This is a genomic window from Butyricimonas sp. Marseille-P2440 (genome assembly GCF_900091675.1).
GTDB lineage: Bacteria > Bacteroidota > Bacteroidia > Bacteroidales > Marinifilaceae > Butyricimonas > Butyricimonas synergistica.
The window spans coordinates 172,358-188,109 of the sequence record NZ_LT594606.1 but is presented as its reverse complement, the minus strand read 5'-3'; the positions used below and the strand labels follow the sequence as shown (position 1 = coordinate 188,109).

The following is a 15,752-nucleotide window of genomic DNA, read 5'->3' as shown; positions in this document are numbered from 1 at the left end:
ATCATTGCCCTCCCAATAACATAAGTGTTATTAATTTGTTTTCTTCCCAAATACTTACAACTTTCAGAGCTCCTGTAGGTCCCATCAAAAGAGACTCTCGAGAGTAACGTCCTCCTGATTGAAGTATTCCTTTTGTATTATTATATACATCCATTAAATGTGTTTGTAAATACTCTCGACCTCGTTTATTATCAAAAATACCGATACTTTCCAACTGTTTTAACATTCCTCTAGAGCGATTTATATTATGCATACTACCTGTCGCTTTACCAAAAGCATAATTTAATTTATTTCCTATATATGCTTGTTTTTTGAAGAAATTCTTGAACAATCCCTTTACCCAAAAAGTCATAGAAAGCCCATCCGCCCACGACTCTACACTAAACAAGTGATAACTAGCTTCGCTCCAAGCGGCCTTCAGCATGTGACTTCCCTTGTGACTCAAGAAGAGCTTTATCGCTTCATTTTTACCATTTTCACTCTTGTACCAGTTACTAATCGCCAGCTCTACCTCCGTTAATTGGCGCTCGGCTAATCCAAATTGATTTTTCCAGTAACGATTCCATCTCTCGTCATCATAATAAGACCGAACACTCGGGTCTTGATAAAAAGTCGCGAAACTTCTAAAAGTTCCCACGTGCTCGTTGGGAACCATGACGACATCATCACTACCATCATTTGTTTGCAATATCGTGTTGTAATTCTCGTCAACGTAATGAGTCCTGAGCGCCCCGTTGGGATCAATAAAGATGACCGGGTTACTAGAACAATAATTGTAAGGTGAAAGAGAGAGAAAACTCTCTTGCAGGGGATCTACACCGAACCACCTTCCAATTGCACCATCGTACATCCTCGCCCCGTAATCAAGGTAACCCAAATCTCCCGTCACCTGCTCCTCCTTACCGTTGTACTTGAAACGATTCACTGCCTGTCGCGGGTAGTCCGCTTTCACGTGCCTAGCCCCGAAAGGATAGTAATCGTTCCGCTCTTTCACCACGCCACTACCATCCACGATCACCCGAACACTACCCAGGTGATCTGTCAGGAAGTAATTCACCTCCTGTCCGCCCGTGCCCGTCAGGATCACGCCATCACCGAAACTCGCCGACTCCAGTTGCAACCCGCCACCGCCACTCTTGTATGTCAAAGAACCCACGTAGTCAAAACCGTTGCTCCCCGCGTCACGTACACGCAACTTCGTACCGTCGGCAAGGTAACCGTATCTCGCCTTCACCGTGCTGCCGGTCTTGACTTCACTCAACAAATTTAAGACATTATAAGACAAATTCAAAACACGACGGCTATCATTTATCATGTTTCCGTTCTTGTCGTAACCGTAACTACCGGAGACTGAACTCCCCGGGGCGTAAACATCACCGACAGGAGCCGTCCGAACGCTTTCCGTCAAACCCGTCAACTGGTTCCCCGTGTAACTGTAAACCTGGTCATCCACCGTGGTACCGTTAGCCGTCCGCTGCAACGTCTTGATGTTCCCGTTACGGTCATAAGTGATCCCTTTTTCCAGGTAACTGCCCGACAGCGCCGACCACGTCGTGCCGCTCTTCTGCTTCTGCACCGTGCCCGTCAACCGGTTCACACCGTCATACGAGAAACCGTACATCAAGGCGGCACCCGTCCCGTGTTGCCACTCCCACTCGCTGATGTTGCCGTTCCAGCGGGCAACACTGCCACCCGACGGGTTCTCGTAACGCAACTTCATCTTGAACGGGACACTCTCCTTGCTTGTCAACCAACCACGGGTGTTGTAAGAGAGCGTTTCCTCCACCGTACCGTGTTTCTTTTTCACCAGCCGACCCACCGCGTCGTACGTGTAGCTCGTCGTTGCCGGGCTCCCGTTGTTCAACTTCACCGTCGAGGACAACAACCGACCACGGTCGTCATACGTGTTTTCCGTTTCCAGCACGTCTGTACGCCCCCCGACAACATGGCTCTCCCGCTGCTTGATAACATTACCCGTGAAATCGTACTTCATGTCCACCCGGCTCAAACCGCCCTCCAGGTTATCGCTCACCGTCTGGATTACACGGCAACGGTCGTCGTAATACGTCGTTACCGTCAACCATTTCACCGGGGTAACTCCCAGTACCCTCGTCCTCACGCTCGTCACCAGTCCCGTCACCAGGTTATGGTACCCCGTGGCGTACCCTCCCGTCGACTCGAAGGGAAGGACGGGCACATCCGCCGTGCCCGTGTAACTGTCATACAACGTGTGTTGCAAGGGAACGCGGCTCCCCGCGGGGATGTAATTATCACTCGTCGTCGCCGCCCCTTGTAACGCGGCATGACTCTTCACCGTCCCCGTTATCACGACCTCGCCCGTTTCTACCACTCGGTTCCGCCCGTCATACAGCGAGTAGCTCCACTTGTCGGCGTTCTCCGCCCGCTGTTTCCCGTCCTGGCTCAACACCAGCCGGTCACGCTTGTCGTAAACCAGGTACACCGGGTCACACCCCGGCAACTGTTTCAGGATTAACCTCCCGAAACGGTCATGTTCATAGTAATACCCGAACTGACGTATCGCCGCCGTCGCCCGGTTAGCCGTCGTCCCCACCCGGGCGCTAGCCTCCGGCGACAACACGTACCTCAACAGACCCAGGTCATCGTGAACGCTGTAAGTTTCCAACCGGTTATTGTCACTCTCCACCGTCACCTCCAGCACCGTACGCCCCTGGTTGTCCGTGTACGTTTCCACCCGGTTGCCGTCCTCGTCCGTCGTCACCACCTTCTCCAGGCTACCGGCACGATAGTAACCCGCCTGCACTAGCTCGCCGTTATCCCTCACCCGGTACAGGCGCACCTCGTTCGCCTCGTTCAGGTGATAGCCCGTCGTCACGCCCTTCCCCGCCTCGTGCCAACTCTTCCCCGGTCCTGTCCGCTTCACAACCCGGTCGAGGGGACTACCGTCATACCCGGTTAAAGTGCACGTGTAACCCGCCTCGCCAGTGCCATACATCGCCCACCTCGACGGCGACAAAGCTCCCGCCACGAAACCGCCGTGATTACCCTCCAGGGCGTAGGGAGCGTGCTCCCGCTCCACCCGTCCCAGCACACCGTACTCGTGGACATTCACGATATCACCTGTACCCCCGGGACTCCCGTTCACCCGGATCTCTTGCAAAGGGCGACCGAAACCGTCAAGGTAAGTCACGTCGCTGACCGTTCGAGCCGTCGTGCTTGTCGTGGTCGGGTCAAGATAAACGGTTTCCACCACGTAATTCTCCGTTGACGTGTAATGGACACCGTTATCACGGTCAACGGTCACGCTACCCGTCATCGGTACGAAATAATCTTGCAGCCCAGCCTCTATCGTGTAATTTCCCGCTTCCCTCGCGCTGAAAGAGAGTGCTGCCCCGGTCCCTTGTCGAGACGCCACCACGTTCCCATCTTTCAGTAAACGATAAGTAAGTATGGTTTGCGAGCCGGGTAAGGTTATTTCAACAGGGTTGTTATTGTAAATGGTTCCCCCGCCGCCGACACGCTCCCGCGTGATCTTCGGCCAGATGCCCACGCTACCGTTCATCCAAACTTCCTGCCCGTCCTGCTCCGCTTTCACCCGGTATCGCCCGTACGCCTGCAAGCGTGAGAATTGTTGTGCCGACAGGGTTTGACCCGCGACCAACTCGCCGTCACGATATAACTTGTAATTGACCAGTATCTGCTGACCGCTCATCTTTACCGTGCCGTACTCGCCTTCCCCGATTTCCCCGCCGCCGCTCAAATCGTACACTTGCAAAGTTCCACCGGGAGGCTGGGAGACTTCCAGGAACAGGTTATCCACCGGGTTCAACATGAAAAAAGCGTATTTTGTCGTGTCGCCGCAATTGGGTCCCCGGCCTATCGCAATCTGACCGGTTGTCGACGTGGAAAAAACGAACCTCAACACGAACGTCGAGTCCCACGCGGCGGACTCTCCCCGCCAGAGCGAAAGCGAGATCTCTTCAAGCTCTTCCCTCCCTCGCGAATAGCCCGGGTCTATGGTGAAAGGGATTAGCTGCCCTTCACCATCCTTGGACAGGGTTACCCGGGGTGAGGCAGACACGGTTATTTTCCCTTGCAACACGCCGTAACAAGCCACGCTTGCGCTCCCGTTCATCTCTCGTGTCATGTCACCGCGAGTGGCCTTTATCGTGTAATTACCCGCTTCCATCACCCAAAAACACAACGGGGACCCCGTGCCCGGCAAGGAAGCTTTCAAGGTCGTGCCCCGGTACAATTTATACGTGGTGCCTTGTTCCGAACCCGTCAAGGTCACCGGGGTCCTTTTACCGGGATATATCGTGGCGTTGCCGCCAACCGTGAACATTTTAGGAACCACTCCCGGACCGTATTGATAAACAAAATACGGCCTGCTCGTCAGGAGCGAGAGGAACACGCACCACCGGGGCTCTCCCGTGTCGTTCGCCTGTACTTGCGCCACGAGCACTCCCGTCAAAGAGGAACCATCCGGTATCACGTCAACGACATGCAGCCACGTCCAAGATTGCTGCTGTAAAAAATCATTTATCTGCTTGATCGTGGTTTGTTTATCCAGGGTTTCCCTCGCGCTGTATCGCAGCGCGAAATAACCTTCCGCCCCGTCTATCTTGATCGTGTCCGGGTTTGCCGACAAATCCAAGCTGGGATAGCCTTGCCCCAACGTCAACAGGGACAAGAACAACATGCAGGTTAACAATTGTAATCGTTTCATATCTTTCAGGTTTGAGGTTATCAATTCAATTCCACCACGTTATACTGGTACTCTTTTATCACGTTCCCGTGCCGGTCCTTCACCCGCGTCAAGCGTCCCGCCGCGTCGTACTCGTTCACCTCCATCTCGCCGTTCTGGTTGAAACGGCAAAATACCGTGCCGTCCCAATTGTACGAGGTAGCCTCGAATGCCACGTCCGCGGGAACCAAAGCGCAATACGCCACCCCGGAAGCGGGAGCGCTTATTCTCACTGATGTCACGTTCTCGTGATTGCCGAGCTCCAGATCAAAACTTTGCAAAGAATACCCCGATAAATTCAATAATTTGAAAGTTCCCGATACACTTCCCCCGGAATGCTCGATCGTGTAGTTTATATCACCGCCACAATCTTTCGCGACCGCTAACAACCTCACGCGCTTGATTTCCGGGAATACCGTTATTTCAAGAAGGTCGTTACAGTACCAGTACCTCTCCATCCCCGGTAAATAATTATACTTTAAAACATTAAATTCCCGGACTATATCCGCGTATATAAAATTACAAATACTATAGATCAAGTGTGGCAAATCAGTCAGCTCGGGATGATCGCCAGCCAATTGCCAATATCGATCCTGGAACGTATGAAGATACCGGTAATTATTGGCGCTGACACTATCCAGTAAAGCGTGAAATTTCTCAAGTGCCATGGTTTGCCGGGCAGCAACCACGAGGATCACCTCTTTCATGATCTCATGTTCTCGGCTCCAGGCATAGCGTTGAAACTCTTCCGATTCTTGGTTTATATCTATTCCCTCGTATATCTGCCAAAAGTTCGAGAAAACAGAATAAACCATCTGTAACACTTGCATTTCACCCATCTCCTGCGATGTGTCTCCGTATTTTTTCAAATCTATCGCCGCCACGCCTCCCGCTGGCACGTGTTCCGCTTTCAATATCGTGTGCCCGAAGTTGGAATCGTAACATAGGGCAACTTCTCCCGTGTTCTTTTTAATGGCTACCGGCAAGTACCGTTGATTGCTTTGCCGGTAAACCACATCCTGTTCCAGCAAATAGTTGGCTTGCCCCAGCGTGAACAAATTTACATCGGGCGACGCGAGCGAAGAGAATGCCAGCGTGTTAGTCGAGCTCGGGTAAAAAGCGTATGCCTGTGCCACTCCCCAGTAACAACAACTATCCTCTTGCGGCATCTCGTGCACGAAAACCCGTTCCTTTTCTATCGTGTCGCCTTTCAACCGAATCTCCTTGACTACCGGGGTCAGGATATTCTTTTGTTTCATCCTCTCGAAAACCGGATTGGATGCATCCGCCATCTCTGTCACTCGTTTCGTGACCGTGGTGTACGTGTTTCCCTTGGCATCTGTCGTCAAAACACGCGTGGGATAACTCGAGTTCACGGTATTATCATAAAAATATTCTACTTTTTGATAAGGCATTCCGGTTGCTTTACTGGAAAAATCCGACTTCGATGGACCGCTCGTGACTTGAGATTCAAACCGGAACACGGACTTCTCTTTCAACCGTGTTTTTCCCCCGTATTTGATACAATAGATTTGCCCTGGCAATCGCACGCTCACGCGAGGCTTGATATTATACACGTAGTACTCTTCATACGGGTCAATATAATACCATGAATAACCATCCTGGTATAATACAATCTTACCTTGGTTGCGATAATAATTTTCCAGGAATTCTTCGTCCATGTAGTACTCGTAAGCTTTCACTTGCACGATCGTTCGATTGTACCAAATTGCCGTGTCCGCAAACACGAAATACTCGTCCCCGGACACGCAGTACGAATCGGTGGCATACTTGAATTTCACGAGTTCCTTGAGCCGACCGGCACTATCGTAAGTCGCTTCGCCAAGTGGCAAACCAGCCAACCAGAAAGCGTGTGGAAGCAACGAGTAGACAACAGGAGGCTCATAGAACAAGTAAGCTTTTGTCCCCTTTCCCCGGGTAGATTCCAGCACGTACGGGTAATAAATCCCGTTATTGCCCGTGTTCACGCAAGACATATTCGTGTATTTCACTCTCGAGTGTGTAACGTGATCATAAAAACCGGCATACTCGATGATATCATGATTTGATACATGCGAGAAAACGGGAACACCTGGCGTGGGATACCGGTAATGAATCGTGTCATGCGCGTTGCTCTTGTCATCATCCACTTGCAATGATTTTATTCGAATTCCCCCGAAAAGATTGGAACCGAAAACGATCAGCGTGTTACTTTCATAATCGATAATCATTTTTCCCCCCGTCGTTGTCGTGATTCTCTCAAGAGACCCTATTTTAGCGTAATCCGCATCCACGGCAAGGCTGTACTCGTCATCATTGTCCCCCAACCTGCGCCTGTAATATCCCCACGCGTCTACAATCTCTCCGCCGGACGAGGGTCTCGTGTAATAATCAAATTTAATCCGCTGGACTTCCCGCTCGCTCTTATCCAAAACACGCAACCGGTTTAACGTGTTATAACCATCTAGTTTAACGCTCGAGATCACTTCCCCCAGCACGTTTCTCGACAAAATTTGTTCTAGGCGGTACTTTCCCCACCCGCTCGAGTACTTGAACTCGATAAATTGCCCGTCACTCGAGATGCGGGTTAAAACAGGGGATTTAACGGTGAACGCCGTACCGCTCGAGCACTCCCGCGAAGAAACATTATAATCCACCTCGTCCAAGCTGCGCGTAACGCAACTTTTAGCCGACCTAAAAAATGAAGCTGCCATTCTAGCGTTATGGGACGACGAATTCTCGTACGTGCTGATTAATTGGTTCAGCGTTTGAATCAACTCGTTGGAGGCATTCGTTATGCTAGTGAAGTTCGCCACTTGTCCCATGATTCTGAAATTAGCGTTAATGGCCGCTTGCCCGGATTCAAAAAACGGGTTGCGTACCCATTGCCCGCTTCCCAAGTACTTGTACATCTCGTTATTCAATTGCATTTCAAGAGAAAAACTATTCAAGTAACTTTTAGCCATACTAATATCTTGATCAAATTCGGCTTTGTATTTCGAGAAATCGAACACCCGTTCCCGCATTTTCCTCCCGTAAGAATACCGAGATTTATAAGAGGAATAAAACCTTGTCGTGTTAATATCTTCCTGCGAATCCTTGTAAAGTTGCACTTCCGCCAGGTAAGTAAACTCGATAGGCTTTTGATTGCATGGCTCTATCCGGTTCAAGTACCACGACGAAACGTAAGTTTTATTGCGGACCCCGTTAAAACTGATGGCATCTTCCTTTATGATGTCAACAGAATATTCTTTTTGCCTGTAAATATATCGATTCCCGCTTTCATCCGTGACAATCCAACCGTTAATTTCACGCCCGTACTCCGATTCACACTCGATACGGACATTCGTCCGCTCCAAAGGGTCCGCGTACACTCGGTTATTCTCGTCCACTTTAATAATAAAACTCACCGATCGCCCGTTAAAAACTGCGGTGAAAATATCACATTCCCCGTCACGCTCCCGCTTGTTCACCCCGGTAATATCATCGGACAAAGGAAGCGCGTCTCGAGCTCTGTCTGCCCATAAATACCCATAAGGCGAACTCTCGTCGGCAATCCCTCCCCGTATCGTTCGGGTTACAACACCTCCCGTGTTCAGCAACCAGTTATAGCCCACGAGCCCGCTCTCGTCCTCTTCCCTTACCCCTCGAGCCGCGTAATCAAGGCTGATAGGCAACTGGAAATCACCCACCCCGAGAGTGAATAATGGAACCTTGTAATGAAAAATTCCGGTCGAGTGATCCACCGTGACATTCTTGGAATCCAGGTAACTTTGTGCCTGCTTGCTCGGTTCAAAGTCCTGTGCTCCCGCTGTTCCTTCCATGAAAAGGATACAACAAAACAATAACATCGTCCGTTTCATAATCTTTTGTTATTAGTAATTAGCTTTCAAATTTTAAACTTCGACACGTGTAGTAAGGTTAATTTTTTCCCCTCGGTTTAGAAGAAAAATAAGTTATCGGCACCGCTCCTGCTTTTACAACAGGAGCTATCGCCAGTAACGGGAAAAGCTGTATTTTTTTATTGGCATACCCATTGCCACCAGGCACCTTCTCGTACCTGACAAAGGAAAAAACGCAAGAAACTTATTCCCCTGATTATGCCGTCCTCTTCTCGATAATTTCCGAATTGCTTGTATACTTGTAACCAGAACCATAACGAAACATATACAATTCAAAAAGTACCTACCTATTAATTTACGTTTTTAAAATCAATATGTAAATATACAAAAAAATATACGAATATTGAAACTGAAAAAGAAAAATTTACCGCCCACACCATCCTCGACCTCATAATTTCTCGCTTCGAACTACCCTAGTTATGATGAATTCCTATAACAAATATAAACCATCAACAAATATACCTCGTTTCAAACATGTAAAATATTCCTTTTCACATTCTTCCCTCTCGTTTACAATTTTGACGGGTACTGGAACACCCGCAAATGGAAGTAAGGCATCACGGCAAGCAAATGGTCAAAAATATCGGATTGAACTTTCTCGTATGCTACCCATTCTTGAATACGGGAGAAACAATATATTTCCAACGGAATACCCGTGGCGGTGGGTTGCAACTGCCGCACCATATAAGTCATATCCATATTCAGGTTCGGGTTCGCCTGTAACTTCCGCACAGCATACTGGCGAAACACGCCCAAATTCGTTAACCGCCGTTCATCCAACACGTCCTCTTTCCCTTTGTTCTGCTCTGTCAACACGGGAAGGATATCCTCGATATACTCTTTCAACACTTCGGACTTCCTCAACATATCAATTTCCTCGTCCGACAGGAAATGCACCGAGAGCATATCAATGCTGATGTAACGCATGATACGCCTCCCCGCCGATTCCTCCATACCCCGCCAGTTCGTGAAGGAATTGGACACCAGTTGATACGTCGGGACGGTCGTGATCGTCATGTCCCAGTTTTGTACCTTCACCGTGTATAAATTGATTTCCAACACAGTACCATTAGCGTTATTACTCGGCATCACGATCCAATCGCCGATACGCACCATCTGGTTCGACAGCAACTGCACCCCCGCAACAAATCCCAAAATGGCATCCTTGAAAATCAACATCAACACGGCTGCAAACGCACCCAATCCCACGAGCAAGTTCCGGGGCGACTCCCCTATAAATACACTCACGATCGTGATAACGACTGCCGATACCACGAATATCTTAATCACCTGCACGAACACCTTGATAGGTCTGTCACGTGATACCGGGTAGGACTCGTAAATCCGGTTAATAGCGTCGAGCACCGAAACAATCACATACCCTGCCACGACGAGAATCCATGCCACGATAAAACGATGGAAAAGTTCGATATGCTCCCATTTCCCGTAAACAATTTTAAAAGCGAAATCAATAAACACAGGGGGAACCAAATTGAAAATCTTCTGAAAAACATGTTCCTCCAAGAAAATATCATCCCATTTGGTCTTCGTTCGGCGAACCAACCCGGTAATCAACCGGATTGTACCCTTCCGAACCAGAAAAGCAAATATAAAAGCGACCAGACAAATCACAACAATCTGCAACATCACTTCCACGACAGATGCCGTTTCGGGATTTTCTATTCCTAAATTGAGCCAAGAAAACCACTTGCTTAAATCCATTTTCAACATCATCCTATTTTCCTCCTTTTTTATATGCCCTATACGAGATTCGACAAGGAAAAGATGAGAATTATATATTTTTCTGCTTCTAAAACACCTGATAAGTTAAAATCATATTAACATAGATACCTCCCCAACAACTCTCGTAACCTCTTATTTTTCTCTATTTTCACAATTCCGCCATAAATTAACGTTAAAGATTTTAAGGAGTCGAATATATTTACTTACACTTTACTATATTTGCATCCACAAACATTAAAACATTAAAATAATTCGTATGACAAAGAAACTATTAACCGTGTGTGCTTTATTGGCGCTGCTCAGCACGAGCCTGTTCGCCCAATATGACATGAACGCACCACTTCCCAAAGACCCGAATGTCAGGACGGGAAAATTAGCTAACGGATTGACTTACTACATCCGCCACAACGCAGAACCCAAAGAGAGAGCAAGTTTTTACATCATCCAGAACGTGGGGGCTATCCTTGAAAATGACGACCAAAACGGTTTGGCACACTTCCTGGAACATATGGCATTCAACGGAACCAAACACTTCCCCGGGAGAAAAGGTATCACCAATATGTTGGAAAAACATGGCGTTGAATTCGGTAGAAACGTGAACGCTTACACGGCACAGGACGAAACCGTATACAATATCAGTGACGTTCCCACGACAAACCCGGGCTTACTGGATACTTGCCTGCTCGTGCTTCACGACTGGTCACACTATCTTTTGCTGGTTGACGAGGAGATCGACGGCGAAAGAGGTGTTATTTCCGAAGAGTGGAGAACCAGAAGAGATGCTGGTTTCCGCATGAGAGCCGTAACCATGCCGGTTCTTTTGAACGGTTCAAAATATGCCAAAAGAGATGTAATCGGAGATTTGAACATCATCAAGAACTTCAAATACCAGACCCTCCGTGACTACTATCACAAATGGTATCGTCCCGATTTACAAGCGATTGCCGTTGTAGGTGATTTCGACGCGGATCAAATGGAGAAAAAAGTAAAAGAATTATTTTCCAAGATTCCGACTCCCGTGAATCCTGCCGTGAGGGAATCTTTCGAAGTTCTTCCCCACGAGGGTATCAAGTTTGTATGCGCTACAGACAAAGAAGTAACCAACTCTTCTATCGCCGTGTACATCAAATACCCATCAACCACAAAAGAAGAAAAAGGGAAAAACGAAGCCTTGAAAAAAGGACTCATTCAATCCTTCTACAACACGATGTTGGCTCAACGTATCTCTGAACTGCTTCAAAAAGGCAATCCTCCCTTCATCAACGGAAGCGCAGGTTTCGCCGGCGATATCGTGAGAGGCGTATCCGCTTACTACTTCGGTGCCACGGCAAAGCCGAACGAAGAAGCAGAAGCTCTGGAAGCCATCTATCGTGAAAACGAAAGAGTGAAGAGATTCGGTTTCACGAAAGGAGAACTCGAAAGAGCAAAAACAAATATGTTGGTAGGCTTGGAATCAGCTAACAAGCAAAAAGACAAAACTACTTCCGAAGCTTACATCAATGAAATAAAAGAAAACTTCTTGGAAGGTGATCCTATCGTTGACTTTGATTATTACTACGAGTTTGCCAAAGCCGTTATCCCGACGATTACCGTTGAGGAAGTATCCGCACTGGCTAAACAATACATCAAGAAAGACAACATGGTAATCATTGTACAAGGTCCGGCTGAAGGTGTAAAACACATCACGGAAGCCGAAGCCATTGCTGCCTTGAACAACGTGGAAAACTCTCAGCTCGAACCGTACAAGGATCAAGACTCAGAAGCAGAGTTGATCAACGAAGATTTAAAAGGCTCAAAGATCATCGCTACCAAAAAATTACCGCAATTCGAAGCTGAAGAATGGACACTGGAGAACGGTGCGAAAGTAGTATTCCGCAAAGCCGATTTCGAGAAAGACCAAGTATCCGTGGCTTCTTATAGCAAGGGAGGAACTTCCTTGTATGGCGTGGACAAATTAGCTTCCGCACAAGTTGTGGCTGATTTCATGGGAGCCTATGGATTGGGTGACTACGACGCGATTACCTTGAAGAAATTGTTAACGGGTAAACAAGCCAGCGTGGGTATCGGTATCAGCGGATTGTCCGAATCTGTTGGTGGAGGTTCTACTCCCGGAGATTTCGAAACTTTGATGCAATTGATCTATTTGACTTTCGAAAAACCCCGTTTTGACAAGGAAGTACACAACTCCATCATGGAACGTAATTACGCGGCTATTGCCAACATGAACAATAACCCGAAGAAAATCATGCAGGATTCTATCAGCAGAATCATGAGTAATTACAGCCCGAGGACCCTTTTATTTGGTAAGGAATTCCTGGATCAAATAAGCATCGAGCAAATTGAAGAGATCTATCGCGACCGTATCAAAGACATCAGCGACTTCACCTTCTTCATCGTGGGTAACATCGATGCAGAAACCGTGAAACCTCTGGTTGAAAAATACTTGGGTTCCGTAAAATCTTACAACCGCAAAGAAAATTGGGTTGACAACAAGGTGAGAGGTCCGAAGGGCAAAACGGTGAAAGTAATCGAACTTCCGCTGCAAGACCCGAAAGCTACCGTTATCACGAGCTTCTCTAAAGACATGAAAGTCAATACTCACGACAATATCTGCCAAAATATCTTGAAAGGCGTACTCGATCAAAGATATTTGACAAATATCCGTGAAAAAGAAGGCGGCACTTATGGCGTTAGCGTTCAAGCCGGATCATCCAGAGAACCGTACCAAAGTTATAGCATGAGCATGATTTTCGATTGCGACCCGGACAAAGCTGAACACTTGAAATCATTAATCTATGCCGAAATCGACAAGTTAATGCAAGAAGCTCCCACCCAGGAAGAGATCGACAAAGTAATCACGACCATAAAGAAAAACCGTGAACAAGCTAAGCCTCACAATAACTATTGGATGAGTGCTATTCAAACTTACTACCTCCGCGGTATCGATATTACCGATCCGAAAAACTTCGATAATATCATCGACAAGATCACCACGAAGGATGTACAGAAATTCACCAAGAAATTATTCAAGGGAGCTGACGTTGTTGATTTGATGTTCGTTCCGGAGAAAAAATAAGATAATTACTTGTTTGTAAAAAAGACCGCTGAAAAGCGGTCTTTTTTTTATAATATGAAAATTTAAAATCCCCTGTACTCATCTACCATATCCAGAATGACAGCTCCGTAGCGTTCCACAATCCGCTTGCCGATTCCCGGCACGGCTAACAGCTCCTTCGTATTTGTCGGCAGCAGATTACTGATACCTAGCAGAGCTTTCTGTTGCAGCACCGTGTACACGGGGAGTTTCAATCGCTCTGCTTCCTTGTTCCGCCAAGTACGAAGTATGGTGTACAATTTGGGATGCAATATATCGGAAGATACTTCCGCTTTTATCGTACCCGCTTTCTTTGCCTTGATTTTCACTTTTGGGGCATCAATCAATGCTTTCGCTTTCGCCCGTAAATAAGCGGTTACAGAGAAACCATTCTCGATCGTTTTCAAGGTTTCCATCTTCAACGTCACCTCTCCCCGGAAACGCTCCATGGCTTGTTCCACGGATTTGCGTACTTCTTTATTATCAATCTCCGGTATATCCTCTTCCAAAAAATCGGTGAATATTGCCTTCGTGTGCTCCCGGAAATAAACAGCACCTTTTCGCACCCGTTCCGCAATCGTCGGGTCGGATTCGTAAATTCCTTCCTCCGGCATCAACCGTTCCAATTGATTCTGAAACCGCTCCGCCACCATTAACAATTCCTCTGCACAACGGGCTCCCGCTAACCGGTAACGCTCCACCCACTCGGGATACAGGCGGCGTAATTGCTCATCTAATATGCGATATAAATAATGCAAGCGCCAACGGATAGCCTCGTAATCAAATTGCTCGAGCAACAATTCCCGGAAATAAGACTGCCTCGCCTGATGCAATTCCTCCGGCCCCGGTTCCCGCTGTTCCACCTCGTCCACGAAATGATTGATCGCATCGTCATTTATCAAGGATCGGGAAGATACCGGGGAACTCAACACTAATCCCTCGAACGTCTTACAACGACTCAATGCCACGTACACCTGCCCGTGGGCAAAAGCCGCATTGGCATCCACAATTGCCCGTTCGAAGGTCAATCCCTGGCTTTTGTGTATCGTAATCGCCCACGCCGTCTTCAATGGATATTGGCTGAATCGTCCTTCCACCATCTCGACAATCTCTTTCGATTCCTCGTCCAGCGTGTATTTCGTATTCGTCCATTCCTCCCGGTTAACCAGAATCCGCATCCCGTCTTCCTTCCCCACGACTTCAATCGTGTTATTGTTTATCGCGGTAATCTTACCGATTTTCCCGTTGTAATAACGCTTTTCCGGGGATGAATCATTCTTCACGAACATGACCTGCGCCCCTTTCTTCAACACGAGCAAATCATCCGTGGGATATGAATAAGCCGGAAAATTATCCTTGATCTCCGCCTTAAACGTGTATGCCTTCGTGTCCAAAGCCGCCATTTTCAAATCATTAATCCGCTGCGCCTGATGATTGTGCGTTGTCAGCGTGATATAGCCTTCCTCATCTGACGGGGCGAATCCCGGTATATATCGCTGATTCAACATATCCAATACCGAGGCGTCCACTCTATTCTCTCTCACCCGGTTCAACAAATCTAAAAACACGCCATCCTGCTGACGGTACACCCGTTTCAATTCGATTGGCACGTAACGGGTTGCCGCCAACGCCTTGCTATGGAAAAAATAAGCAGACTCGTAATGTTGTTTCAATAACGCCCATTCATCCTCTTTCACCACAGGTGCCAACTGTTGCAAATCACCGATCAACAGTAATTGCACTCCCCCGAAAGCCTCATTGCGATTCCGGTAACGCCGTAACACATCATCTATGGCATCCAACAAATCCGCTCGCACCATACTCACCTCGTCGATCACCAACAAATCGATGGTCTTGATTATATTGATTTTCTCCCGGCTAAACTTATTCGTGAAACGAGCCTTGCCGTCCTGAGTCACGACATCCGTGACTCCCGGTATATAAGGACCGAACGGTAACTGGAAAAACGAGTGAATCGTGACACCTCCCGCATTAATCGCCGCTACACCTGTCGGTGCCACCACGATCATCCGTTTCGGCGAACGCTCTTTCAAGTTCCGCAAAAACGTGGTTTTTCCCGTACCCGCCTTCCCCGTCAGGAACACGTTCACCCCGGTATATTCCAAAAAATCATATGCCAACTCCAATTGTGGATTACTTTCCATGAATCAACACTTTATGTGAATTATTACATATCCAGGTCATTACAGACGCCCTTCCATGCAAAGATATGCAAAATAATCCCTATCATTCCCTCATTTTATTAGGAATATTCATTTTATATATT

General features: G+C 47.7%; 5 protein-coding genes. 1 reads left to right on the top strand and 4 read right to left on the bottom strand.

From position 1 onward, the window contains the following. Position 1: 1 nt before the first annotated feature. The 3 genes from BN8899_RS00780 to BN8899_RS00770 all read right to left on the bottom strand — a co-directional run bounded on the left by BN8899_RS00780 (position 2) and on the right by BN8899_RS00770 (position 10,362). Positions 2–4,708: a DUF6443 domain-containing protein gene (locus BN8899_RS00780; RefSeq protein WP_231932225.1), complete on the bottom strand. Its 4,707-nt coding sequence runs from the start codon at positions 4,706–4,708 to the stop codon at positions 2–4. A 20-nt stretch (positions 4,709–4,728) separates the two neighbouring features. Continuing rightward, positions 4,729–8,589, bottom strand: a complete 3,861-nt coding sequence (locus tag BN8899_RS00775; RefSeq protein ID WP_065217909.1) for a UBA domain-containing protein — start codon at positions 8,587–8,589, stop codon at positions 4,729–4,731. Between the two features lie 549 nt (positions 8,590–9,138). Further along, positions 9,139–10,362 (bottom strand): mechanosensitive ion channel family protein, encoded by a 1,224-nt coding sequence (locus BN8899_RS00770; RefSeq protein WP_082986845.1) that lies wholly within the window; start codon positions 10,360–10,362, stop codon positions 9,139–9,141. 265 nt (positions 10,363–10,627) lie between these two features. Between BN8899_RS00770 and BN8899_RS00765 the strand changes: the two genes are divergently transcribed. Next, on the top strand, positions 10,628–13,447 hold the full coding sequence (locus tag BN8899_RS00765; protein WP_065217908.1) for a M16 family metallopeptidase: 2,820 nt from the start codon (positions 10,628–10,630) through the stop codon (positions 13,445–13,447). 62 nt (positions 13,448–13,509) lie between these two features. Here BN8899_RS00765 and BN8899_RS00760 read toward each other — a convergent pair whose 3' ends face one another. Continuing rightward, on the bottom strand, positions 13,510–15,630 hold the full coding sequence (locus BN8899_RS00760; protein ID WP_065217907.1) for an HRDC domain-containing protein: 2,121 nt from the start codon (positions 15,628–15,630) through the stop codon (positions 13,510–13,512). Between the last annotated feature and the right edge of the window lie 122 nt (positions 15,631–15,752).